The organism is Microbacterium testaceum StLB037 (assembly GCF_900104345.1).
Lineage (GTDB): Bacteria > Actinomycetota > Actinomycetes > Actinomycetales > Microbacteriaceae > Microbacterium > Microbacterium testaceum_A.
In genome coordinates this window covers 396,609-419,330 of the sequence record NZ_FNJN01000003.1, presented here as the reverse complement: position 1 = coordinate 419,330, position 22,722 = coordinate 396,609, and the positions used below count along the sequence as shown (strand labels likewise).

Annotated in this window: 22 protein-coding genes; 17 read left to right on the top strand and 5 right to left on the bottom strand. The window is 70.0% G+C overall.

Annotated elements, in window-relative coordinates:
* The first annotated feature begins 9 nt into the window (after nucleotides 1-9).
* From BLS25_RS08250 to BLS25_RS08230, 5 genes are all read left to right on the top strand, one after another.
* Nucleotides 10-1,206, top strand: coding sequence for a hypothetical protein (locus tag BLS25_RS08250; RefSeq protein WP_074695048.1), 1,197 nt, complete (start codon nucleotides 10-12; stop codon nucleotides 1,204-1,206).
* Nucleotides 1,206-1,709 carry a hypothetical protein gene (locus BLS25_RS08245; protein WP_056231081.1) on the top strand — a complete coding sequence of 168 codons (504 nt, stop codon included), beginning with the start codon at nucleotides 1,206-1,208 and terminating at the stop codon, nucleotides 1,707-1,709. The genes BLS25_RS08250 and BLS25_RS08245 overlap by 1 nt, the downstream gene beginning before the upstream one ends.
* 17 nt (nucleotides 1,710-1,726) lie before the next feature.
* On the top strand, nucleotides 1,727-2,017 hold the full coding sequence (locus tag BLS25_RS08240; protein ID WP_143017870.1) for a WXG100 family type VII secretion target: 291 nt from the start codon (nucleotides 1,727-1,729) through the stop codon (nucleotides 2,015-2,017).
* A 74-nt stretch (nucleotides 2,018-2,091) separates the two neighbouring features.
* Complete coding sequence (locus tag BLS25_RS08235) at nucleotides 2,092-2,583, top strand: hypothetical protein (protein ID WP_143017869.1); 492 nt, start codon at nucleotides 2,092-2,094, stop codon at nucleotides 2,581-2,583.
* Between the two features lie 22 nt (nucleotides 2,584-2,605).
* Entirely contained in the window at nucleotides 2,606-3,115 is a 510-nt protein-coding gene (locus BLS25_RS08230; RefSeq protein WP_074695173.1) for a GNAT family N-acetyltransferase, read from the top strand.
* Between the two features lie 42 nt (nucleotides 3,116-3,157).
* Here the strand turns inward: BLS25_RS08230 and BLS25_RS08225 are convergent, their stop codons facing one another.
* The gene (locus tag BLS25_RS08225; protein ID WP_074695046.1) at nucleotides 3,158-5,209 is read right to left on the bottom strand and encodes a M3 family metallopeptidase; all 2,052 of its coding nucleotides are present in this window, start codon (nucleotides 5,207-5,209) and stop codon (nucleotides 3,158-3,160) included.
* An 80-nt stretch (nucleotides 5,210-5,289) separates the two neighbouring features.
* On the opposite strand from BLS25_RS08225, the gene BLS25_RS08220 reads away from it, so the two are divergent.
* Together BLS25_RS08220 and BLS25_RS08215 are read left to right on the top strand one after the other, a co-directional pair.
* Entirely contained in the window at nucleotides 5,290-5,886 is a 597-nt protein-coding gene (locus BLS25_RS08220; RefSeq protein ID WP_056231093.1) for a helix-turn-helix domain-containing protein, read from the top strand.
* Nucleotides 5,883-6,095 carry a hypothetical protein gene (locus tag BLS25_RS08215; RefSeq protein ID WP_056231098.1) on the top strand — a complete coding sequence of 71 codons (213 nt, stop codon included), beginning with the start codon at nucleotides 5,883-5,885 and terminating at the stop codon, nucleotides 6,093-6,095. The genes BLS25_RS08220 and BLS25_RS08215 overlap by 4 nt, the downstream gene beginning before the upstream one ends.
* Before the next feature lie 145 nt (nucleotides 6,096-6,240).
* Here BLS25_RS08215 and BLS25_RS08210 read toward each other — a convergent pair whose 3' ends face one another.
* Both BLS25_RS08210 and valS read right to left on the bottom strand, forming a co-directional pair.
* Nucleotides 6,241-6,489 carry a hypothetical protein gene (locus BLS25_RS08210; RefSeq protein ID WP_074695045.1) on the bottom strand — a complete coding sequence of 83 codons (249 nt, stop codon included), beginning with the start codon at nucleotides 6,487-6,489 and terminating at the stop codon, nucleotides 6,241-6,243.
* Nucleotides 6,489-9,056, bottom strand: coding sequence for a valine--tRNA ligase (valS, locus tag BLS25_RS08205; protein ID WP_074695044.1), 2,568 nt, complete (start codon nucleotides 9,054-9,056; stop codon nucleotides 6,489-6,491). The genes BLS25_RS08210 and valS overlap by 1 nt, the downstream gene beginning before the upstream one ends.
* A 702-nt stretch (nucleotides 9,057-9,758) precedes the next feature.
* Between valS and BLS25_RS17165 the strand changes: the two genes are divergently transcribed.
* From BLS25_RS17165 to ndk, 10 genes are all read left to right on the top strand, one after another.
* On the top strand, nucleotides 9,759-10,277 hold the full coding sequence (locus BLS25_RS17165) for an endonuclease domain-containing protein (RefSeq protein ID WP_256335559.1): 519 nt from the start codon (nucleotides 9,759-9,761) through the stop codon (nucleotides 10,275-10,277).
* A 534-nt stretch (nucleotides 10,278-10,811) separates the two neighbouring features.
* Nucleotides 10,812-12,425, top strand: coding sequence for an ABC transporter substrate-binding protein (locus BLS25_RS08195; RefSeq protein ID WP_074695042.1), 1,614 nt, complete (start codon nucleotides 10,812-10,814; stop codon nucleotides 12,423-12,425).
* A gap of 28 nt (nucleotides 12,426-12,453) precedes the next feature.
* Nucleotides 12,454-13,431, top strand: a complete 978-nt coding sequence (locus BLS25_RS08190; protein WP_074695041.1) for an ABC transporter permease — start codon at nucleotides 12,454-12,456, stop codon at nucleotides 13,429-13,431.
* Complete coding sequence (locus tag BLS25_RS08185) at nucleotides 13,428-14,243, top strand: ABC transporter permease (RefSeq protein ID WP_081349745.1); 816 nt, start codon at nucleotides 13,428-13,430, stop codon at nucleotides 14,241-14,243. Before BLS25_RS08190 ends, BLS25_RS08185 begins: the two co-directional genes overlap by 4 nt.
* Nucleotides 14,240-15,664, top strand: coding sequence for an ATP-binding cassette domain-containing protein (locus BLS25_RS08180; RefSeq protein WP_256335558.1), 1,425 nt, complete (start codon nucleotides 14,240-14,242; stop codon nucleotides 15,662-15,664). Before BLS25_RS08185 ends, BLS25_RS08180 begins: the two co-directional genes overlap by 4 nt.
* Complete coding sequence (locus BLS25_RS17160; RefSeq protein WP_256335557.1) at nucleotides 15,661-15,786, top strand: hypothetical protein; 126 nt, start codon at nucleotides 15,661-15,663, stop codon at nucleotides 15,784-15,786. The genes BLS25_RS08180 and BLS25_RS17160 overlap by 4 nt, the downstream gene beginning before the upstream one ends.
* Nucleotides 15,787-16,125: 339 nt before the next feature.
* Nucleotides 16,126-19,521, top strand: a complete 3,396-nt coding sequence (gene ileS / locus BLS25_RS08175; protein WP_074695040.1) for an isoleucine--tRNA ligase — start codon at nucleotides 16,126-16,128, stop codon at nucleotides 19,519-19,521.
* Nucleotides 19,518-20,870, top strand: a complete 1,353-nt coding sequence (locus tag BLS25_RS08170) for a bifunctional folylpolyglutamate synthase/dihydrofolate synthase (protein ID WP_074695039.1) — start codon at nucleotides 19,518-19,520, stop codon at nucleotides 20,868-20,870. Before ileS ends, BLS25_RS08170 begins: the two co-directional genes overlap by 4 nt.
* Entirely contained in the window at nucleotides 20,858-21,280 is a 423-nt protein-coding gene (locus BLS25_RS08165; RefSeq protein ID WP_056231124.1) for a DUF4233 domain-containing protein, read from the top strand. The genes BLS25_RS08170 and BLS25_RS08165 overlap by 13 nt, the downstream gene beginning before the upstream one ends.
* 3 nt (nucleotides 21,281-21,283) lie before the next feature.
* Nucleotides 21,284-21,700 (top strand): nucleoside-diphosphate kinase, encoded by a 417-nt coding sequence (ndk, locus tag BLS25_RS08160; RefSeq protein ID WP_074695038.1) that lies wholly within the window; start codon nucleotides 21,284-21,286, stop codon nucleotides 21,698-21,700.
* 125 nt (nucleotides 21,701-21,825) lie between these two features.
* Here ndk and BLS25_RS08155 read toward each other — a convergent pair whose 3' ends face one another.
* Both BLS25_RS08155 and BLS25_RS08150 read right to left on the bottom strand, forming a co-directional pair.
* Complete coding sequence (locus BLS25_RS08155; protein ID WP_074695037.1) at nucleotides 21,826-22,056, bottom strand: PLDc N-terminal domain-containing protein; 231 nt, start codon at nucleotides 22,054-22,056, stop codon at nucleotides 21,826-21,828.
* Between the two features lie 38 nt (nucleotides 22,057-22,094).
* On the bottom strand, nucleotides 22,095-22,691 hold the full coding sequence (locus BLS25_RS08150) for a vitamin K epoxide reductase family protein (protein ID WP_074695036.1): 597 nt from the start codon (nucleotides 22,689-22,691) through the stop codon (nucleotides 22,095-22,097).
* Between the last annotated feature and the right edge of the window lie 31 nt (nucleotides 22,692-22,722).

The window sequence follows — 22,722 nt, the reverse complement described above, 5'->3', positions numbered from 1 at the left end:
GGGGACCGAATGGATGTCGACACCGACCAGCTGTCACTTGCGCAGCAGGTGCTGGAGAGGCAAGCCGGACACGGGCAGGCGATCGGGGAGCACCTCGAAACGTACGCCCGCCTGAACGCGGGAGAGCTGGGCCTGATCCTGCAGCTGTTCCAGCCGATCAGCGACGGCATCGTCGACATCGGAAAACGCGTCGCCGACATGTCGTCGCAGGCCTTCGGCATCGGCACCGAGCGGATGGGCGAGACGGTCGCGGCGTATCGCGCTGCCGAGCAGACGGCTCACGACGCGATCGCTCAGGTCGCCGCGTCGCTCGGCGTCGACACGCCGCCGTATTCGCCGGGCACCGCGCCGACTCTCGGCGCTGCACAGGGCGGGGCCTCGAGTCGCTACGGCGAGCCCGACGGGAACCTGTTCAACCAAGCCTTCTGGGACGGTTACTCCGCCGTCGAGTGGGCCGACGGGACGGCATCGGGAATCTCCGACCGCGTGGGAGACGGACTGTCCGCGTCTCGAACGGTCACCGAGAAGCAGGACGTGCGCTCGTACCTCCCTCGACCCCAGGGCGAGGATCCCGAGATCGAGAGCATCCGTTGGAAGGCGGGTCCGATCTTCGGCGGAGTGGACTGGCTCTTCGAAGAGCTCGTCGGCTACTCACTCCTCGAAGAGGTGACGAAGCCCTTCTCGGGCGACTGGGAGCGCATGCGCGAGGCGCAGTTCGCCTGGACGCACGCGGGCGATGCCATGAGCGCGATCGGTCAGAACGCGATGGGGCTTCTCCCGCCCCTCGCGTCGTGGACCGGCAAGGGCTCCGAGGCGTTCGTCGCAGCGGCCGGCGTGATGTCGCAGGCGCACACCGTCGTGGCAGGGCCCGCGGGCACCGTGGCGACGGCGATCAAGGTGCTGATCCTGTTGTGTAAAGAAGCCGTCGGCAAGATCCTGAAGATCCTCGACCGTCTCGCGCAGAAGCTCCTGCGGATCGCGGCCGAAGCTGCGGTTCCCGTGGCGGGTTGGCTCGTGGCGGCCGTCGAGGCGGGAATCGCCGTGTACGACCTGATCCAAGATGCGCGGTGGGCGTACAAGTGGATCAACATGATCTACGACCTCGTCTCGGGGATGGTCGGAAATATCGGCACGATGACCGACAGTGCGATGCGCATGGCCGACCTGTACGAGGGTCTGGCGCGCGGAGCGGCGGCGCGAGTCTGATGGCACGCATCGACGACCCGATGATGGATCACGTTCCCGGCCCCGACGACGATCGGCTGGTCGGCGACTTCCGCACGATGGCGGAGACGTTCGCACGACTTCTTCGCGAAGACGACGAGCGCGAGAACGCGCGCGCCGCGATCGAGGCGGAGGAGCGCCGAGAGGCCGACGAGCATCGTGCCGCCCGTGCTCGCGCCGGCGAGATGGGCGCGGAGTGGCGCACGGTGCAGTCGCGCATCGACCTCGGCGAGACCAGCCTTGAAGCGGTCTTCCGCGGCGAAGATCAGACTTCTGCCGCCCAGGCTCTGCGGAAGATGTCATCCGAGAATCTCCGCGCACTGCGGGAGTCGTGGGACGAAGTCGACGACGACGTCACGGAGGACGACGATCGTCCGTCACCCGACGCTGAGTTCGACGCCGCCGCCCGCCAATCGCACGAGCGCTACACCGAAGCTCTGGCGAAGATCCGCGACGCGCTCGAACTCGCGCGTCGCGACGTGTGAAGGGAGAGTCCTCGCTCATGACGTCTTTTTCGATCAAGCCCGATCGGCTCGTGGAGACGGCCTCGTCCATCGACGCCGCCGTTCAGCGCACCGCAGCCGAGACCGCGACGCTCGCCTCTGCACGCAACACCCTTCTCGGGGGGTGGCAGGGCGACGCGGCTGACGCGTACGCCGCCAAGCAGGGGGACTGGCTCTCGGAGATGACCCGCTTGGCCGATGTCGGCCGCGCCGCCGCCGACGCGGCCCGGACGGCGGCCCAGGCCTATCGCGAAGCCGATGACGCCGTGGGGAGGGCGTGGTCGCTGTGATCATGCGCGGATCCGGAGAAGACGCCCACATCGGTCCCGTCCGATGGAACGGATTGACGCGGGGCGGGGCGCGGATGCTCGTTCGTGAAGAGCCCTCCAGCGCGGTCCGCCGCGCCACGGATGCGCTCATCGCGGCGGGATTCTCCGACGGGGGCGACGCCTTCGCCACCGCGATCCGGGAGAGCGGGTCGGAGTGGACCGCCCATGACGTCCGCCTCGGCGACGTGGCGAAGTCGTGGAAGCGCGGAGTCGTCGAGTTCTTCGCGGAGGGAACGGGCTTGGAGTTCTTCCCCAAATTCTGGAGAGGGGCGACTCCGACGGTGGTTGTCGCCTGTGCGCGACAGATAGACGAGGGGACCGAGTTGCTCGTCTACCCCCACTATTCGGTACGCGGCGGCGCCGATCGCAATGACGCGGCGCCTCTCGTCCGTCAGGCGGTTCAGGGGCTCTCGGACGCGTACGGAGCCTCGGGGGCACTCGTCTCCAGCGAGAAGCTGCTCGCCATCAAAAACGACGGTTCACCGGCGTCGCAAGCCGTCGTGCGCGAGGTGCTCGGCTGGCGCTGACGCGCACGGCAAGATGGAGAGCGTGCTCTCCGACCTCGATCTGCCCACGACGGTGACCGCCCGCATCTCAGAGGTGACCGTCCGCCGGGCGAAGCCGACCGACCTGCCCGCGTTGATGGCGCTCCTGGCAGATGACCCCGTCAGTGCGGCACGGGGCGATCGAGCCGATGCCTCGGACGAGGGAACGTACGCCACCGCATTGCGAAGCGTCCTCGAGGCGCCGTTGAACGATCTGATCGTCGTCGACGACGCGGCGGGGGAGGTGATCGGCACCCTGCAACTCACCGTCATCCCCGGCATGGCGCGTCAGGGGGCCACCCGGCTGCTCGTCGAGGCGGTCAGGGTGTCTTCGAGTGTGCGTTCCGGCGGGATCGGCAGCGCGGTGATGCGCTGGGTGATGCACGTCGCCGCACCCGCGACCGGCGCGACCCTCGTGCAGCTGACCTCTGACGCTGCGCGCGTGGACGCTCACCGGTTCTACACGCGTCTCGGTTTCGCCGACTCGCACGTCGGCTTCAAGTACGCGGTCTGAGCCTGCGTGCCCGGACGCCGAGAGCGGCCGGGCACGTCGACCTCAGCCCGCGAGACCGCGGCGCTGCAGCAGCGGCTGGATCTCGGCATCCCGGCCCCGGAAATCCCGGTAGGCGGCGAGAGGGTCGCCGGAACCACCGACCCCCAGCAGCTTCTGGCGGAACCGGTCGCCGTTCTCGCGCGTGAGGCCGCCGTTCTCGCGGAACCACTCCACGGTGTCGGCGTCGAGCACCTCGCTCCAGATGTACGAGTAGTACCCGGCGCTGTAACCGCCCGAGAACACGTGGGCGAAATACGTCGAGGCGTAGCGGGTGGGGATGGCGGGGTTGTCGAGCCCGATGTCCGCGAGGGTCGCCGCCTCGAAGGCCGCGACGTCGATGTCGGCCGACGCCTCCTCGACGGAGAGGCCGTGCCACGCCTGGTCGATCCATGATGCGGCGAGGTACTCGCTCGTCGCGAAGCCCTGATTGAACGCCTCGGAGGCGTGCAGACGCTCGACGACATCGGCCGGCAGCGGCTCGTCGGTGTCGATGTGCCGCGCGTAGTTGGTCAGGATCTCGGGCCACAGGATCCACATCTCGTTGACCTGGCTGGGGAACTCGACGAAGTCGCGGTAGACGGCCGTTCCGCCGAAGTGCGGGTAGGTCACGGTGGCGAACAGTCCGTGCAGGGCGTGTCCGAACTCGTGGAAGAGTGTGGTGACCTCGTCCAGCGTCAGCAGCGTCGGGGTGCCGGGGGCGGGCTTGTTCACGTTCAGGTTGTTGACCACGACGGGGGCGGTGCCGCGGAGGGCCGACTGCGTAACGATCGAGTTCATCCACGCGCCACCGCGTTTCCTGTCGCGCGTGTACAGGTCGAGCAGGAACAGCCCGAGCTCGCTGCCATCAGCGTTGTGCACCTCGAAGACGCGCACGTCGGGGTGATAGCCCTGAAGGTCGTGGCGTTCGGTCATGCGGATGCCGTAGAGCTTCTCGGCCGCGAAGAACACGCCGTCGCGCAGCACCCGCTCGGCCTCGAACCACGGACGCAGGGCCGCCCGATCGAGGTCGTACCGCTCGGCGCGGACTTTCTCGGTGTAGAACGCCCAGTCGTGGGCTTTGATCCGGATGCCATCGGCCTCGGCGATCTTCTGCAGAGCCTCTTGCTCGGCCCGGGCGTTGGCGGCAGCGGGGGTGGCGAGTCGGCGCAGCAGGTCGCGCGCGGCATCCGGAGACCCCGCCGTCTGATCGGCGAGGACGGCGGCGGCGTGCGAGGGGTAGCCGAGCACCGCGGCGCGCTCGGCGCGCAGACGCACGATCTCGCGGAGGACCCCGCGGTTGTCGTTGTCGTTGCCGCGCGTGGCGCGCGAGCGCGAGGCCTCGAGCAGACGGCGACGGCTCTTGCGGTTCGTCAGCGACGCGAGCAGAGGGTGACCGGTGTACAGCGTGAGGTTCACGATGTAGCGCCCGTCCAGGCCGCGACTCGTGGCCGCCTGCGCCGCCGCCGAGAGCTCACCGTCGCTCAGGCCGTCGAGCTCGTCGGCGGAGTCGAACACCACCGCGAGCTCGTTGGTGTCGGCGAGCAGGTTCTTCTCGAACGTGGTCGTCAGCACCGACAGACGCTGGTTGAGCTCGGTGAGCGTCCGCTTCTGGGCGTCGTCGAGACCGGCGCCGGCCAGCGACATCTCGCGGTGGTACCGCTCAACGAGGTAGCGGCTCTCGGCGTCGAGGTCGAGGTCGTCGAGCTGCGCGTGCACGGCGGCGATCCGGGCGAACAGACCTGCATCGAGCTGGATCGCGTCGCGGTGCGCCGACATGAGGGGAGCGAGTTCCTCTTCGACGGCCTGGATCGCCGGGGTGCCGTCGGCGGATGCCACGGTGTAGAAGGTGCGCGCGACCCGGTCGAGCAACTGCCCGCTGCGCTCCAGAGCGACGAGGGTGTTCTCGAACGTGGCCGCGTCGCTCTGCGCGGTGATCGCATCGACCTCCGCCCGCTGCGCGGCGAAACCGGCGCGGAACGCGGGGAGGTAGTGCTCGACGTCGATGCTGCCGTAGGGCGGCAGGTCGTAGGGGAGCGAGGGCGGCGCGAGGAGGGGATTGTTCACGGCATCCGTCATTCATCCAGCCTAGGCGCAGTCGTGGAGGGGGTGCAGAGAAGATGTTGCAAAGGAACCCGTGCAAAGGTATCTTTGCATTCATGGTCGACAGGTCGAAGCCCCGCGAAGAGCGTGTTCTGGATGCCGGGGCGCTCCGCGCCCTGGCGCACCCGCTGCGCGTGCGGCTCTACGACATCCTCAGCCAGTACGGCCCGCAGACCGCGAGCAGCCTCGCGGAGCTGACGGGGGAGTCCACCGGAGCGACGAGCTACCACCTGCGGGCGCTGGCCCGTCACGACCTCATCCGCGAAGTCGCCGATCGCGGAACCGCCCGCGAACGCTGGTGGGAGCGCCCGGCCGGCAGCGTCACGCTGACCAACCCCGAGCTCGAGCACACGCCGTCGGGACGCGCCGTGATGGAGGCCGTGCACTCCGAGACCCTGACGCTGCGTCACCAGCAGCTCATGCACTTCGCCACGCACGGCTGGGACGAGGACGAAGAGTGGCGCGACGCGTCGGTGATCTCGACCGCGACCGCGCGCCTGACCGCCGAGCAATCGCGGGATCTTGTGCAGCGCATCGGGGCGCTCATCGATGAGACCGTCCAGCGTTACCGCGATCAGGAGGGCGAGGGCGTCCGCCCCGTGACGATCCGCAACGACGTCTTCCCGCTGCCGACCGAGAGGGGCTCCGCATGACCGCCGTTACCCGCACCATCGCCCTGCCGGTGCGTCCCACCCGACTCGAGGCCGCGCTGCTCGCGCTGTCGCGAGCGATGGCCCTCGCCGCCGAAGAGCGGATGCGCCGTCGCGCGTGGGCCGTCGAGGCGGAGCCCGCGCGGCGAGCCGGACGTGCCGCGTCGCAGGCGATGTCGGCGGATGCCGCGCGGTACCTGCTGCCGCGGTGACGCCTCGGGCCCCGGGGCTTGTCGAGGCCCGCGACCGGTGGACCGCGGGTGGCTTCGACAGGCCCAACCACCTGAGAACCGCAACGCACAGAGCCCGCCGACGCGCGAAGGCGTCGACGGGCTCTGCGATCCCGAGCGGTGAGGCTCAGGCGAACTCGGCGTCGTCGTCGTAACGCACGACGACCTCGCCCGCGGCATCCTGGCTCACGATGACCCCGGTGTCGAGCTCGGCGACGGGGCGTCCCTCGAGGAAGGTCAGCGTCCACTTCGGAGCCGGAGCGCTGAGCCCATCGGGGTTCAGCGCGGCTTCGACGGCGGCGATCTGGGCGTGGAGCACCTCGGGAACAGCCTTCGGCGGCTGTTCGCGGGCGGTCCAGCGGCTTCCGAGTTGCATCAGGCCTCCTGGGGTGCGAACACGATGTCGGTCACGGTGGTGGAGTCGGCCTCGGCGAACGAGATCGTCTCGATGCGGCCCACGGCGCGCAGGTCGCCCTCGGCGAGGCGCAGGGCCTCGACGTGCGGCCCCGACACGGTGAGCGAGGTCACCGGCGTCTTCTGCGAGGCCTTCGCCTCGGTCTTGGCGCGACGGATGCCGATGAGTGCGGCGCTCACAGCGGTGAGCACGGCCGGGTCGCCCTCGATGCCGAGCGGCGCGGGCCAGGCCGCGGTGTGCACCGAACCCTCTTCGAACCACGACCACACCTCTTCGGACGCGAACGACAGCACGGGCGCGAACAGACGGACGAGCGTCGACAGAGCCGTGCGCAGGGCAAGGGCGGCCGAGGCCTGGCCCACGTCGGACTGGTCGTACGCGCGCTCCTTGACGAGCTCGAGGTAGTCGTCGCAGAACGTCCAGAAGAACGACTCCGTGATCTCGAGCGCCCGCGCGTGGTCGTACGCCTCGAACGCGAAAGTCGCGTCGCGCACCACGGCATCCAGCGTCGCGAGCATCGACGCGTCGAGCGCGTGCGTCACCTCGGCGCCCTCGGGCACGGGGAACGACAGCACGAACTTCGCGGCGTTCAGGAGCTTGATCGCGAGACGGCGACCGATCTTCACCTGCGTCGGGTTCTGCGGGTCGAACGCCGCGTCGGTGCCGAGACGGCTCGACGACGACCAGTAGCGCACCGCGTCGGAACCGTGCTGCTGGAGGATGTCGGCGGGCGTGACGACGTTGCCCTTCGACTTCGACATCTTCTTGCGGTCGGGGTCGACGATGAAGCCCGAGATGGCGGCATCCGACCAGGGGCTGCGGTCGTCTTCGAGCGCACTGCGCAGCATGGTCGAGAAGAGCCACGTGCGGATGATGTCCTGCCCCTGCGGGCGCAGGTCGAACGGGGCCACGAGGTTCCACAGCTCCTCGTCGCGCTGCCAGCCACCGGCCAGCTGCGGGGTGAGCGACGAGGTCGCCCACGTGTCGAGGATGTCGCGCTCGGCGTCGAAGCCGCCCGCCACGCCCCGCTGGTCTTCGGTGTAGCCCGGGGGCACGTCCACCGTCGGGTCGACCGGCAGCGACGCGACGTCGGGCGTCAACACGCGCGAATAGTCGCGCTCTCCGCTGTCGTCGAGGCCGTACCAGACCGGGATCGGCACCCCGAAGAAGCGCTGCCGCGACACGAGCCAGTCGCCGGTGAGGCCGCTGGTCCAGTTTTCGAAGCGCACGCGCATGAAGTCCGGATGCCACGACATCTCGCGACCGAGCGAGATGAGGCGCTCGCGCAGCTCGGCATCCCGAGCACCGTTCCGGATGTACCACTGGCGCGTCGACACGATCTCGAGCGGACGGTCGCCCTTCTCGAAGAACTTCACGGGGTGGGTGAAGGGCTTGGGGGCGCCCTCCATGGCGCCGGACTCCTGCAGGAGCTCGACGATGCGCTTCTTGGCGCTGAACACGGTCTTGCCCGCGAGCTCGTCGTAGGCCGCCTTCGCGGCATCCGTCACGATCACATCGGGAGCCTCGGCCACGATGCGGCCGTCCTTGCCGATGATGGTGCGGTTGGGCAGGTCGAGCTCGCGCCACCAGATAATGTCGGTCACGTCGCCGAAGGTGCAGATCATGGCGATGCCCGATCCCTTGTCCTTCTGCGCGAGGGGGTGCGCGAGCACCGGCACCTCGACGTCGAAGAGGGGGGTGCGCACGGTCGTTCCGAAGAGCGGCTGGTACCGCTCGTCGTCGGGATTGGCCACCAGCGCCACGCAGGCCGGCAGCAGCTCGGGGCGGGTCGTTTCAATGAACACGTCGCCCGAGCCGTCGGCCTTCGCGAAGCCCACGCGGTGGTAGGCGGCGGGCTGGTCGCGGTCTTCGAGCTCGGCCTGGGCGATCGCGGAGCGGAAGTCCACGTCCCACAGCGTCGGCGCCATCGACTGGTACGCCTCACCGCGCTCGACGTTGCGCAGGAACGCCAGCTGGCTCGTGCGGATCGAGTCGTCGGAGATCGTGCGGTAGGTCTGGGTCCAGTCGACGCTGAGGCCCAGCTCGCGGAAGAGGTCTTCGAACTGCTTCTCGTCTTCGACGGTCAGCTGCTCGCACAGCTCGATGAAGTTGCGGCGGCTGATGGGCACCTGGTCGGCGGCCTTGCTGCTCTTGTTGTCGCCGCCCGCGAACGGCGGGGTGAAGTCGGCGTCGTAGGGGAGCGAGGGGTCGCAGCGCACGCCGTAGTAGTTCTGCACGCGCCGCTCGGTCGGCAGGCCGTTGTCGTCCCAGCCCATGGGGTAGAACACGGTCTTGCCGCGCATGCGCTCGAAGCGCACCTTCACGTCGGTGTGCGTGAACGAGAACACGTGGCCGATGTGGAGGCTTCCGGATGCCGTCGGCGGTGGGGTGTCGACGGAGTACACGCCCTGGCGGCCGAGCTCGGCTGCGCGCAGGCGGTCGAAGACGTACGTGCCGCGTTCACGCCACGCGGCGTCCCACTTCTGCTCGAGGCCTTCCAGGGCGGGCTTGTCGGGAATGGTGGCCATGGGGGTACTCCTCGAGCGATATGGGCGGCACTGTGTGAGCGTGCCTGATGGGTTCTGCGTCCACGATACCGGGGGTCTCGCGTGAGCGCGCGTCGTAGCGCGCTCGCTCAGCGATTCGCGCAGATTCAGCCCGGCGGGGCGAATGCGGGCTGAGCTTGTGGGGATTGCTGAGGTTGCGCGGGCGAGAGCCACGCCCTGCGCAGTGTCGGGGATTCGCGCACCTTCAGCTTCCGGGGGCGGATGCCGACTGAGATTGCGGGAATCGATGAGGTTGCTCCTTCTGCAGCGATTGCGCGTTGGCGTTCCTCCCCAGCGTGGAGTTCATCCACAAGACCGGCCGCCGAGCGTTTTTGCTGCTCCAGGCGGGCGACGATGGCGCACATGGATGACGCCCCCGCCCGTGCCGTCGCAACGCGAACCGCTGAACTCGGAGGCGTCGTTCGCCCGACCCGTCTCATCCGGGAGGGGCACAGCCGACACCGCATCGCTCAAGCGCTCCAATGTGGATTCGTTCTGAGGGTCAGGCGGGACTGGATTGCGCTTCCGACGGCCGACGCACACGTGGTTTCCGCCGCGCGAACGGGCGTCGTGCTGTCGTGCGTCACCGCCGCCGACAGGCGTGGGCTGTGGGTCGCCGAACGGCCGGACAAGCCACACGTCGCGTATCCCGGCCGAGGAAGGGTCGACGGTCCAGCAGCCGTCGTGCACTGGCAGCGGGCTATCGTCCCTCGGCATCCGGATCTGCTCGAAGACCACATTGAGAACATCCTGCTGACTGTCGCCTCGTGTCAGCCCTACGAGGCGGCTCGCGCGATCTGGGACTCGGCGCTCAACAAGAAGCTGGTCGACCTGGCGCACCTACGCCGCCTGCCTTGGACCGGCGCCGCACGCCGGCTCGTTCGAGAAGCGTGGCCCTGGGCCGACTCCGGGCTCGAGACGTTCGTGATCGTCCGACTGCGGTGGATGGGCTTGCCCATTCGCTCCCAGATCTGGATCTGCGGCCACCGCGTCGACTTCCTCATCGGAGAACGACTCGTTCTCCAGGTCGACGGCGGTCACCACGTCGGGGCTCAACGCACAGAGGACATCCGCCACGACGCGGAGCTGATGTTGCTGGGATACCACGTCATCCGCGTGGGATACGAGCAGGTCATGAACCGCTGGCCCGAGGTGCAGGAGCAGATCATGGACGCCGTGGCGCAGGGGCTGCACAAGGCGTGAGCGGTCGCGCACACTCAGCGATCCGCAGATCTTCAGCAAGATGGGGCGGATGCCGACGGAGGTTCTGCGAATCACTGAGGTGATGCGGGCCTCGAGTGAGCCGCCGCCCGCGCAGGATGAGCAATCCGCAGGGAGTCGCCGATCCGCGCGACCTCGGTGCCAAAAGACGGATGCCGACGGGGACTGGGCGTACCACTGAGGTTGTAAGTTCCTGTGGGTACAAGGTGCCCCTTCCGCAAACTCAGCGATCCGCACATCCTCGGCCCGGAGGGGCGGATGCCGACCGAGGTTCTGCGAATCACTGAACGTGCGAAAGCCCGGGGGTGCGGTGCCCCTCTCGCAAACTCAGCGATTCGCACATCCTCGGCCCGGAGGGGCGCATGTCGACTGAGGTTGTGCGAATCGCTGACTTTCTGCGGCGGGGCACCCGCCCGCGTTCGCCGTGAGCGCGCGCGGCGCCGCGGACTTTCCGCACCCGGTCCAGGAACCCCGGTAAGCTGAAAGCCTTCCCACCAGAGATTCCGAGGTTTTTCCATGCCTTCTTCGCTTTCGCGCCGCGTGCTGTCGGCTGTCGCCGTCGCGGCCGTCGCCGCCCTCTCGCTCTCCTCCTGCGCCGGGTCGGACCCTGCCGCGCAGGGCGACGGCGAGGTCGTCTGGGCGATCGAGGGAGCGAACCTCTCGGCCGGGCACATGGATCCGCAGACCAGCCAGCTCGACGTGTCGGCGATGGTGCAGCGCGCTGTGCTCGACTCGCTCGTGTTCCAGGAGGCCGACGGCACGTTCTCGCCGTGGCTCGCCGAGTCGTGGGACGTCGAGGACGGCGGCGCGAGCTACCTCTTCCGTCTGCGTACCGACGTGACCTTCCACGACGGCACGCCCTTCGACGCGGCCGCGGTCAAGGCGAACTTCGACCGCATCGTGAACCCCGACACCGCGTCGGCGCAGGCCGCCAGCATGCTCGGCGGCGAGCTGTACGCCGGCACCGACGTGGTCGACGAGCACACCGTGCGCGTGCGCTTCACGCAGCCCTACGCTCCGTTCCTGCAGGCCGCCAGCACCGCGCTTCTCGGCTTCTACTCGCCGAAGGTGCTCGAGACCAAGGCCGACCAGCTGAAGGCCGGCGGCCCCGACGTGACCGTCGGCACCGGCCCGTTCGAGCTGACCGAGTACACGCCCGACCAGGACATCGTGTACACCCGCAACGACGACTACACCTGGGGTCCCGACGGCGGCGGTCAGCCGAGCTTCAAGACGCTGCGCGTCGACATCCTGCCCGAGGCGTCGGTGCGCGTGGGCGCGCTGTCGAGCGGCCAGGCCGACGTGGTCACCAACCTGCCGCCGAACCTCGTCGAGCAGGTTCCCGCTGACGACACCGTGAAGTCGATCGCTTACCCGGGACTGCCGTACTCGCTGTTCCTCAACGAGAAGTACGGCGTGTTCGCCGACCAGAAGGTGCGTCAGGCCTTCACGCGCGCGATCGACGTCGACGCCGCGGTGAACGAGATCTTCTTCGGTCAGTACCCCCGCGCTTGGAGCGTCCTCGGCGCGACGACCCCCGGCTACGACGCGAGCCTCGAGAACTCGTGGCCCTTCGACCAGGCTCAGGCCAACGCCCTCCTCGACGAGGCCGGCTGGACGGGACGGGATGCCGACGGCATCCGGACCAAGAACGGTCAGCGTCTCACCGCGCGCTGGATCGCGTGGACTCCGGTTCCCGACGACCGCGCCGCGCTCGCCAACGCCGTGCAGAGCGACCTGAAGGCCGTGGGCTTCGACCTGCAGCGCGAGGTGCTCGAGCCGGGCGCCTACAACGAGCAGTACGGACCGAAGACCTACGACGTCACGGACTGGGGCTTCTCGGGCGTCGACGCCGATCTGCTGCGCAGCCACCTCGCCACCGACGGGTTCCAGAACGCCTCGCAGGTGAGCGACCCCGCGCTCGACGCGCTGCTCGAGCAGGGCGCCTCGACGACCGACCCCGCCGCGCGCAACGCGATCTACGCCCAGGTGCAGCAGTGGAACGCCCAGCAGGCGGCAATCGTGCCGCTCTACAGCCCGGCCCTCATCAGCGCCGTGACCCCGAAGGTCTCGGGCCTGACGTTCGACCTGTACGGCCGCCCGCTGTTCGCGACCGCCTCGGTCGGCTGAGCCGCCGGGTATCGGACAGACTGATCGGATGCCACGTTCTCGCTCGCGCGCCCTGCTGAGGCGCCTCGGCGGGATCGTGGCATCCGTCTTCCTGGTGCTGTGGGGAGCGGCGACGCTGGCGTTCGTGGCGTTCCGGATCATCCCGGGCGACCCGGTCGACGTGCTGCTCGGACCGCAGGCGCAGGTGAGCGAGGCGGTCAAGGCGGGCATCCGCAGCGACCTGGGGCTCGACCGGCCCGTGCTCGAGCAGTACGCGACGTTCCTCGGCCGACTCGTGCGCGGCGACCTCGGCGAGTCGTATCAGCTGCGTCAGCCGGTCGTCGAGGTCATCGGGCGCCAGCTCGCCCCGACCCTGCAGCTCTCGGCGCTCGCGCTGGTCATCGCCGTCGTGCTGGCCCTCGCCTCGTCGCTGTTCGTGCGCGGGCGGACCGGTCGGGCCGTGGCATCCGGAATCGAACTCGTCGTGCTCTCATCGCCGGTGTTCTGGACGGGGCTGCTGCTGTTGAGCGTGTTCTCGTTCCAGCTGGGGTGGTTCCCGGTATCGGGGGCGCGGGATGCCGCCGCCATTGTGCTGCCCGCGGTGACCCTCGCTCTGCCGGTCGCGGCGCTGCTGTCGCAGGTGCTGCGCGACGGGGTCGAGGCGGCCGAGCGCGAGCCGTTCCTCACCACCGTGCGCGCCCGCGGCGCGACGCCCCTTCGCGAGAGCGTGCACCACACGCTGCGCCACGCGAGCGTCGGGGGAGTGACGCTCGCCGCCTACCTCGTCGGGTCGTTGCTCGGCGGTGCCGTGCTTGTCGAAACCGTGTTCGCCCGCCCCGGCATCGGGCGCGTGACGCTGACCGCGATCACGGACCGCGACCTGCCGGTGATCACCGGCGTGATCCTGCTGAGCGCGCTCGTCTTCGTGGTGGTGAACACCGTCGTCGACCTCGTGGTGCCCCTGATCGACCCGCGGCTGCGCACGGCGGCCCCGGCGCTGGCCGCACGCACGGCGGTGCCCTCGTGAAGCGCCGTGGCCAGGCCGTGGCGCTCGGGATCGCCGGTGCCGTGCTCGCCGTCATCGCCGTGGGCGCGGTCGCCCCGGGGCTGCTCGCCACGCACGACCCGCTGCTGACCGACGTGCGCGCGACCCTGCAGCCGCCGAGCGCGGCGCACTGGTTCGGCACCGATCAGAGCGGCCGCGACGTGTACTCCCGCGTGGTCTACGGCGCCGGGCGGTCGGTCGGCATCGGCCTGCTCGCCACCGGACTCGCCCTGGTCGTCGGGGTGATCGCCGGTTCGCTGTCGGCCGTCGCGCCCAGATGGGCGGATGCCGCGGCCATGCGCATCGTCGACGTGCTGCTGGCGTTTCCCGAGTTCCTGGTCGCCCTGCTGGTCGTCGCGGTACTCGGCCCCGGCCCGGTCAACGTCGCGTTCGCGGTGACCATCGCCGCGGTACCCGTGTACATCCGCCTCGCGCGGGCACAGACCCGAACCCTTGCCGCCGCCGAGCACGTGGAGGCAGCGCGAATCATCGGGGTGCCGACCGTGGTGGTGCACGTTCGGCACGTTCTCCCCGGCGTGCTGGGCGCGGTGAGCGTGCTGGCCACGATCGGCATCGGCACCTCGGTCCTCGCGGCGGCCGGGCTCAGCTTCCTCGGCCTCGGCCCGACCGAGCCCACCGCCGAATGGGGCCTCATGCTCTCGGCCGGACGCAACCTGCTGCTGCAGGCGCCGTGGGTCGCCGTGTTCCCCGGGCTCGCGATCACCGCGACCGTCGTGAGCGTCAGTGTGATCGGCCGCATCCTGCGGGCTCGAGCCGAGGAGCGCGACGCATGAGCGGATTGCGGCTGCGCGGCCTGCGCATCGACGGCCCGACCGGTGCGATCGTGCGCGGACTCGACCTCGACGTCGCCCCGGGCGAATGCGTGGCGATCGTGGGGGAGTCGGGCACCGGCAAGTCGGTCAGCGCCCGTGCCCTGCTTGGGCTCATGCCCGCGGGCCTCATGGCGCGCACCGACGAGCTCGAGATCGACGGCGTCGACGCTCGCTCGTTCGGTGAGCGGCAGTGGCGCGGGCTGCGCGGCGACCGGATCGCCCTGGTCTCCCAGGACGCCCTCGTCTCGCTCGACCCGCTGCGACGCATCGGCGCCGAAGTGGCCGAGCCCGTGCGCATCCACGAGCCCGAGGTGCGCGGAGCGGCGCTCGCCGCGCGCGTGCGCGACAGCCTCGAGCGCGTCTCGCTACCGGAGCCCGACGCGCGAGCGCGGCAGTACCCCCACGAGCTGTCCGGCGGTCTGCGGCAGCGCGCTCTGATCGCCTCGGCGCTGGCCGCGAACCCCGCCGTACTGGTCGCCGACGAGCCCACCACCGCGCTGGATGCCACCGTGCAGGCCCGCGTGCTCGATCTGCTGCGCCGCATCGCCGATGACGGTGTGGCCGTGGTCTTCATCAGCCACGACCTCGGGGCGGTCGCGCGTGTGGCGGATCGCGTCGTCGTGATGCACGAGGGACGCGTCGTCGAGACCGGGCCGACCGCCGAGGTGCTGGCGTCGCCACGTGATCCCCACACGCGCGCGCTCGTCGAGGCGGTCTCGCACGAGCCGCTCCGCCGGGCACCGCGCACCGACGCCCCGATCTTCACCGCCGACGCGCTGATCAAACGTTTCGGCGACCGGGCCGCGGTCGACGACGTGTCGATCGAGGTGCGCCGCGGTCGGACCCTCGCGGTCGTGGGGGAGTCGGGGTCGGGCAAGACCACCCTCGCGCGCCTGATCGTCGGAGTCGCGGACCCCGATGCCGGGACCATGACGTTCGCGGGACGACCCTGGTCGTCCGGGGTCGCCCGCGGCGCCGCGCGCACCCGCGTGCAGCTCGTGCAGCAGAACCCGTGGGGCGCCCTCGACCCCCGCTGGACGGTGGGCCGCACGCTCACCGAGGCCGTAGCCGCCGGAGGAGTCCCGCGCTCCGAGCGTCGCACTGCCGTCGCCGCCCTGCTCGAAGAGGTGGGCCTCTCGCCCGCGTTCGTCCGGCGCCGACCCGCGCAGCTGTCGGGGGGACAGCGCCAGCGCGTCGCAATCGCCCGCGCCCTCGCCGTGACGCCGGCGCTTCTCGTGCTCGACGAGCCGGTGTCGGCGCTCGACGCGTCGGTGCGCGCACGGATCCTCGACCGCCTGCGCGCCCTGCAGGCCGAACGCGACCTCGCGATGGTGTTCGTCACGCACGACCTCGACGTGGTCGCCGGTATCGCCGAGACGTGATCGTGATGAAGGACGGGCGCGTCGTCGACTCGGGCACCGTGTCGTGCGTGTTCGCCGCCCCGCGGCATCCGTTCACGCGGGAACTGCTGGCCGCGGCCGGTCTGGGCGCGCCCGGTGCGTGAGCCGAGGGTCGCGTCCGGCCCCTCTGTCTGCGCTGAGTGTCCATGAAACCCGGACGAGTCCGCCCTTGCGTCCGTGTTTCTCGGACGCTCGACGGCCGCGCACACCCCGCTGCGCGCCGCGCGCGGCTCGCGTAGACTGGACGTACACGCACCGATCCGGCCATCACCGGGGAGCACGCGGAAGAAACGGGTCCAGGCCCGGAGTAGAACCGCGCGGGGCAGGCCCGTCACAGCCGCAGTGAGAGTGGCACCGGTCCCGAACGGGGGCGGCGCAAGGCGGGGTGGTACCGCGGTCCGCACGGATCGTCCCCGCAGGTGGATCCCAACCTGCGGAGAGACATGACCTACCCACGCCCCTCATCCTTCGGCCCGGCTGCCGACGCGGCATCCGTCGTTCCGAGCCCCCGCTTCCCGTCGATCGAGAATGACACGCTCGACTTCTGGGCGCACGACGACACCTTCCGCGCCTCGATCGCGAACCGCGAGGGCGCCGAGGAGTGGGTCTTCTACGACGGCCCGCCCTTCGCCAACGGCCTTCCGCACTATGGGCACCTTCTCACCGGGTACGCGAAGGACGTCTTCCCGCGCTTCCAGACGATGCGCGGCAAGAAGGTCGACCGCGTCTTCGGGTGGGACACGCACGGCCTGCCCGCCGAGCTCGAGGCGATGAAGCAGCTCGGCATCACCGAGAAGGACGAGATCGAGTCAATGGGCGTGGCGACCTTCAACGCCAAGGCCCGCGAGTCGGTGCTCGAGTACACGCGCGACTGGCAGGACTACGTCACGCGTCAGGCCCGCTGGGTCGACTTCGAGCGCGGCTACAAGACGCTGGACACGACCTACATGGAGAGCGTGCTGTGGGCATTCAAGACGCTCCACGACAAGGGCCTCGCCTACGAGGGCTACCGCGTGCTGCCGTACTGCTGGCGCGACGAGACGCCCCTGTCCACGCACGAACTGCGCATGGACGACGACGTCTACAAGATGCGTCAGGACCCCTCGGTCACCGTGACCTTCCCGCTCGTCGGGGCCAAGGCCGAGGCGCTGGGTCTCACCGGCGTCCGCGCGCTCGCGTGGACGACGACGCCGTGGACGCTCCCGACGAACCTCGCGTTGGCCGTGGGTCCCGGCATCCGCTATGCCGTGATCGAGGGCGGACCGAACGGCGCCGCCGACGTGCACCGCGCTCCCGACGGCACGCCCGACGAGGCCTTCGAGGCCGTCGCCCACCGCTACCTGCTGGCCGAGGACCTGCTGCCCGGATACGCCAAAGACCTCGGGTACGAGAGCGCGGATGCCGCCCGCGAGGCCGTCCAGTCCACGATCCTGGGCTCGGAGCTTGAGGGCGTGTCGTATGACCGCCTCTTCGACTACTACGCCGACGCCTCCGTCTGGGGCACGCAGGACGCCTGGAAGATCCTCGTCGACGACTACGTCACCGTCAGCGACGGCACGGGCATCGTGCACCAGGCTCCCGCCTACGGTGAGGACGACAAGCGCCTGGCGGATGCCGCGGGCCTGCCGACGATCATCTCGCTCGACGACAGCGGCCGCTTCCTCTCCGCGGTCACCGACGTCGCCGGCGAGCTGTGGATGGAGGCCAACCGCCCCCTCATCCGCCTGCTCAAGCAGGACGGCCGACTGCTGCGCGAAGCCTCGTACGAGCACTCGTACCCGCACTGCTGGCGCTGCCGGAACCCCCTCATCTACAAGGCCGTGTCGAGCTGGTTCGTGCGCGTGACCGATATCAAGGACGACCTGCTGGCGAACAACCAGCAGATCACCTGGGTGCCTGAGAACGTCAAGGAGGGCCAGTTCGGCAAGTGGCTCGAGGGCGCGCGCGACTGGTCGATCAGCCGCAACCGCTACTGGGGTTCGCCGATCCCGGTGTGGAAGAGCGACAACCCCGACTACCCGCGCGTCGACGTGTACGGCTCGCTCGCCGACATGGAGGCCGACTTCGGCCGCCTGCCGGTGAACGCCGACGGCGAGGTCGACCTGCACCGTCCCTACATCGACGACCTCACGCGTCCGAACCCCGACGACCCGACCGGCGCGTCGACGATGCGTCGCATCGAAGACGTGCTCGACGTGTGGTTCGACTCCGGATCGATGCCGTTCGCGCAGGTGCACTACCCGTTCGAGAACCACGAGTGGTTCGACGAGCACGCCCCCGCCGACTTCATCGTCGAGTACATCGGGCAGACCCGCGGCTGGTTCTATGTGATGCACGTGCTCTCGACCGCGCTGTTCGACCGCCCGGCCTTCACCGGGGTCTCGTGCCACGGCATCGTCCTCGGCAACGACGGACAGAAGATGTCGAAGTCGCTGCGCAACTACCCCGACGTGCGTGAGGTGTTCGATCGCGACGGCTCGGATGCCATGCGGTGGTTCCTCATGTCGAGTTCGGTGCTGCGCGGGGGCAACCTCGTCGTGACCGAGGAGGGCATCCGTTCGGGCGTGCGCGAGTTCCTGCTGCCGCTGTGGAACGCGTGGTACTTCTTCGCGACCTACGCGAATGCCTCGGGCGCCGGCGGGTACGAAGCCGAGTGGCGCACCGACTCCACCGACGTGCTCGACCGCTACATCCTGGCGCTCACCGGCGACCTCGTGACGAACGTCGCGGCCGACCTCGAGGGGCTCGACTCCACGACGGCGGCCGAGCGTCTGCGCGACTTCGCCGAGGTGCTGACCAACTGGTACATCCGCCGCTCCCGCGACCGCTTCTGGGTGGGCGTGACCGACGACCCGCGCAGCCGCGAGGCCTTCGACACGCTCTACACCGTGCTCGAGACGCTGACCCGCGTCGCGGCCCCCCTGCTGCCGCTGGTCACCGAGCGCGTGTGGCAGGGCCTGACAGGCGGGCGCAGCGTCCACCTGACCGACTGGCCCGACGCCTCGGCGTTCCCCGCCGCCGAAGACATCCGCACCGCGATGGACACCGTGCGCGAGGTCTCGAGCGTCGCGAACGCGCTGCGCAAGCGCGAGGGCAAGCGCGTGCGCCTGCCGCTGCCGCGTCTGACGGTGGTGACTCCGGATGCCGCGGGCCTGGCCCAGTTCGAGGACCTCGTGCGCGAGGAACTCAACGTCAAGGACGTGAAGCTCGTGGAGCTGAACCTGCAGTCGTTCGACGAGTTCGGTCTCGCGCAGCGCCTCGTGGTGAATGCTCGTGCCGCGGGACCGCGTTTGGGCAAGCGCGTGCAGCAGGTCATCCAGGCCGCGAAGGCCGGCAACTGGGCGGAGACCGACCGCGGCATCGTCGTCCAGACGCCGGACGGCGAAGTCGTCCTCGGCCCCACCGAGGGCACCCTCGAGACCGATGCCTCGCGCCTCGCGGAGGGAGAAGCGGTGGCCCTCCTGAACGCCGCCGACGGCTTCCTCCTCCTCGACACCGTCACCACCCCCGAGCTCGAGGCCGAGGGCCTGGCGCGCGACATGATCCGCGGCATCCAGGACACCCGCAAGGCCGCCGGCTTCGACGTGAGCGACCGGATCGCCCTCACCCTCACGTTCGACGACGCCGGGGACGCGGCCGCCGTGGCCCAGGCGTTCGATGTCGCGGGAGTGGCATCCGAAACCCTCGCCGAAGGCGTCGTGCTGGCCAGCCGTACCGAACGGCTCATCGAGCGCGGGGACGTGGGCGAGCCCGAGTTCGAGAACGTCCTCACCGCCAAGACCTACGCGAACGTCGGCGCCGTCACGGTGGCCGTCGCCCGGATCGGAGCCCCCGCATGAGCGATCGCACCAGGGCGGATGCCGTCTACGCGGCGCTGCTCGAACGACAGGGCGAGCAGTGGGTGCAGCCGCGCGTCGAGCGCGCGCGCCGCGTGCTCGAGCTGCTCGCCGACCCGCAGCGCACGTACCGCGTCATCCACGTGACCGGCACGAACGGCAAGACGTCGACCAGCCGCATGATCGAGAGTCTGCTGCGCGCGATGGGCCTTCGCACGGGCCTGTTCACCAGCCCCCACCTCGAGCGCTTCACCGAGCGGATCCTCATCGACGGAGAGCCCGTGGCCGACGCCGCGATCGCCGACGCGTGGGACGAGATCCAGCCGTTCGTCGGCATGGTCGACGGCGAGCTCGAGGCCGCCGGAGACGCCCCGCTGACGTTCTTCGAGCTGCTCACGGTGCTCGCGTTCGTCGTCGCGGCCGACGCGCCGATCGACGTGCTCGTGCTCGAGGTCGGCATGGGCGGGGAGTGGGACTCCACCAACACCGCCGACGGAGACGTCGCGGTCTTTGCGCCGATCGACATCGATCACACCGACCGCCTGGGGTCGACGATCGCCGAGATCGCGACGGTGAAGGCCGGCATCATCAAGCCGGGCGCCGCCGTCGTCTCGGCCGCCCAGCCCGACGAGGCCCTGCGCGCGATCCGCGCTCGCGCCGAGAAAGAGGGAGCGACGGTCGCGGTGGCCCCGGACGGCTTCGCCCTCGAGGGCCAGACCCTCGCCGTCGGCGGGCAGCAGCTCGACATCCGCGGGGTCGCGGGCACGTACCGCGAGGTCTACCTGCCGATGTACGGCGCGCACCAGGGTTCCAACGCGGCCCTGGCCGTCGCGGCGGTCGAGTCGCTCATCGGCGGCGGCACCCAGCCCCTCGCCGCCGACGTCGTGGCCGACGGCCTCGGCAACGCGACTTCTCCCGGCCGCCTGCAGCTCGTCGGCACCGCGCCGACGGTGTTCGTCGATGCGGCGCACAACCCGCACGGCGCGCGGGCCCTGGTCGCCGCCCTCGACGAGTCGTTCGACATCGACGAGTGGGGCGCGGTGGTCGGCATCCTCGACGGGAAGGACGCTGTCGGCATCATGTCGGCGCTCGTGCCCGCCGTGGCCCGGGTGTTCGCGACGGCGCCCGACAGCGACCGCGCGACCGACCCCGACGTGATCGCCGACGTGGCCGAGGCCGCCGACCTTCCCGTGACGGTGCACCCGACCCTTGAAGACGCCGCCGACGCGGCGCGCGCGTGGGCCGCGGAGTCCGACCGCCGTGCGGTGGTCATCGCCGGATCCGTCGTCCTCGCCGGTGAGGCCCTGCGCTTGTCGGAGCTCGAGGACTGGAAGTCGGGGTGGCAGGCGTGAGCCCGCGCGAACCCCGTGCTCCCCGCGTTCGTCGTCAGCGCGGTGCGCAGGAGTCGCTCGGTGCCGTCGTCCTCGGCTTCGAGTCGATCATCGTGTTCCTCGGCGGTCTCGTCGTCTACGGCCTCAAGGTGCTCCCCGCGGGCATCGAGCCGTGGTGGGGGATCGTCGGCGGTGTCGTCATGGCGATCGCGATGGTGGCGGTGTCGGGATCGCTCCGGCACCGGTGGGCGTTGTTCGCCGGGTGGGCTCTGCAGGTGATCCTGCTGCTCGGCGGTCTGCTCGTTCCGGCCCTCGCCGTGGTCGCCGTCATTTTCGGTGGCATGTGGGCGTATGCGACGATCAAGGGAGCGGCGCTCGATCGGCAGAACGCACGACGCGCCGCTTCCCCCGACCTCTCGAACGGAGAATGACCCATGGCTACCGAAGAGACCCTCGTCCTGGTCAAGCCCGACGGCGTCGCCCGCGGCCTGACCGGCGCCATCCTGGCCCGTATCGAGGCTAAGGGCTACGCCCTCGTCGACATCCGCCTCGTCGAGCCCGACCGCGAGACCCTCGCCCAGCACTACGCCGAGCACGAGGGAAAGCCGTTCTACGAGCCGCTGCTCGAGTTCATGATGTCGGGCCCCTCCGTCGCGATCCGCCTCGCCGGCAACCGCGTCATCGAGGGCTTCCGCTCGCTCGCGGGCACGACCGATCCCACCGCCGCCGCCCCCGGCACGATCCGCGGCGACTTCGGCCGCGACTGGGGCCTCAAGGTGCAGCAGAACCTCGTCCACGGATCCGACAGCGTCGAGTCGGCCGAACGCGAGCTCGCGATCTGGTTCGCCTGATCCCGGATGCCGTGAAGGCCGCCGCCCCGCGAGGGTGGCGGCCTTCGTCGTTCGAGGGCGAGGTGGCTGAGCACCGCGAGGTCGCCGAGCCGGTCAGAGCAACGGGCCCCCGCGGGGCAGGTCCGTCAGGAGCGCGAGACGCGTGCCCGGCGTCCCGCCGCCAACCATGACACCGGTCCGAGTACGGGGACCACCGAGATCACCAGCGCCCACATGAGCACGACCGTCGACGGGAGGTGTCTCGCGCGCCGGGAGAGGCTCCCGATGGCCGACACGGCAAAACCGAATGCCACGAGCGCGACCGCCGACCAGACGAGATCGTACGCGGCGGGCATCAGTGGGTTCACGGCATCCATCCCTCGACGCGAGGACACGAGGGGCCGCGCCCACCAGGTCAGAGCTGGGCGAGAACGTTCAGCCGCACCTGCGCGATCACTGCGACCACTGCGAACGCCACGATCGTCATGAGCGGCACCCATGCCATGAGCCGGTCGGCGATCTCGCGGACCCGCTCTCGAGGGATCACGCCCTCGCGCAGCACGTGCAGCGTCACGACGAAGAACGACGGGATCACGACAGACCACGTCACCATGCACCAGGGGCACAGCGTCGACAGGACGAAGAGGCTCTGCGAGATGAGCCAGATGACGAAGGTCAGCGCGAAGGCGAAACCGACCCAGAACAGCGCCCAGAACCACTGCGCGAACCGCGCGCCGGCCAGCAGCGCCATTCCGACGACGATGGGCGCGATCCACGCGGCGAGTCCGATGATCGGGTTGGGGAAGCCGAACACGCTGCCCTGTGACGACTGCAGATTCGTCGAGCACTGGACCAGCACGCTGAAGTCACAGGATGCCGCGCTGCCCGGGTTCTCGAGCTGGTGGAAGCGCTCCATGGTGAGGGAGAACGCCGCCCACCAGCCCACGACCCCCGCGAAGATCAGCCAGATCGCGACCACGACCGGACGGCGGGGGGTGACGGTTTCACTCATGCCGCGATTCTCTCACCGACGCCCTATGGGG

What these genes read in the sequence shown, in the direction of transcription:
- BLS25_RS08250 (WP_074695048.1), top strand. Translation starts at nt 10, where the DNA reads ATGGATGTCGACACCGACCAGCTGTCACTTGCGCAGCAGGTGCTGGAG.
- BLS25_RS08245 (WP_056231081.1), top strand. Translation starts at nt 1,206, where the DNA reads ATGGCACGCATCGACGACCCGATGATGGATCACGTTCCCGGCCCCGAC.
- BLS25_RS08240 (WP_143017870.1), top strand. Translation starts at nt 1,727, where the DNA reads ATGACGTCTTTTTCGATCAAGCCCGATCGGCTCGTGGAGACGGCCTCG.
- BLS25_RS08235 (WP_143017869.1), top strand. Translation starts at nt 2,092, where the DNA reads ATGCTCGTTCGTGAAGAGCCCTCCAGCGCGGTCCGCCGCGCCACGGAT.
- BLS25_RS08225 (WP_074695046.1), bottom strand. Translation starts at nt 5,209, where the DNA reads ATGACGGATGCCGTGAACAATCCCCTCCTCGCGCCGCCCTCGCTCCCC.
- BLS25_RS08220 (WP_056231093.1), top strand. Translation starts at nt 5,290, where the DNA reads ATGGTCGACAGGTCGAAGCCCCGCGAAGAGCGTGTTCTGGATGCCGGG.
- BLS25_RS08215 (WP_056231098.1), top strand. Translation starts at nt 5,883, where the DNA reads ATGACCGCCGTTACCCGCACCATCGCCCTGCCGGTGCGTCCCACCCGA.
- BLS25_RS08210 (WP_074695045.1), bottom strand. Translation starts at nt 6,489, where the DNA reads ATGCAACTCGGAAGCCGCTGGACCGCCCGCGAACAGCCGCCGAAGGCT.
- valS (WP_074695044.1), bottom strand. Translation starts at nt 9,056, where the DNA reads ATGGCCACCATTCCCGACAAGCCCGCCCTGGAAGGCCTCGAGCAGAAG.
- BLS25_RS08195 (WP_074695042.1), top strand. Translation starts at nt 10,812, where the DNA reads ATGCCTTCTTCGCTTTCGCGCCGCGTGCTGTCGGCTGTCGCCGTCGCG.
- BLS25_RS08190 (WP_074695041.1), top strand. Translation starts at nt 12,454, where the DNA reads ATGCCACGTTCTCGCTCGCGCGCCCTGCTGAGGCGCCTCGGCGGGATC.
- BLS25_RS08180 (WP_256335558.1), top strand. Translation starts at nt 14,240, where the DNA reads ATGAGCGGATTGCGGCTGCGCGGCCTGCGCATCGACGGCCCGACCGGT.
- ileS (WP_074695040.1), top strand. Translation starts at nt 16,126, where the DNA reads ATGACCTACCCACGCCCCTCATCCTTCGGCCCGGCTGCCGACGCGGCA.
- BLS25_RS08170 (WP_074695039.1), top strand. Translation starts at nt 19,518, where the DNA reads ATGAGCGATCGCACCAGGGCGGATGCCGTCTACGCGGCGCTGCTCGAA.
- ndk (WP_074695038.1), top strand. Translation starts at nt 21,284, where the DNA reads ATGGCTACCGAAGAGACCCTCGTCCTGGTCAAGCCCGACGGCGTCGCC.
- BLS25_RS08155 (WP_074695037.1), bottom strand. Translation starts at nt 22,056, where the DNA reads ATGGATGCCGTGAACCCACTGATGCCCGCCGCGTACGATCTCGTCTGG.
- BLS25_RS08150 (WP_074695036.1), bottom strand. Translation starts at nt 22,691, where the DNA reads ATGAGTGAAACCGTCACCCCCCGCCGTCCGGTCGTGGTCGCGATCTGG.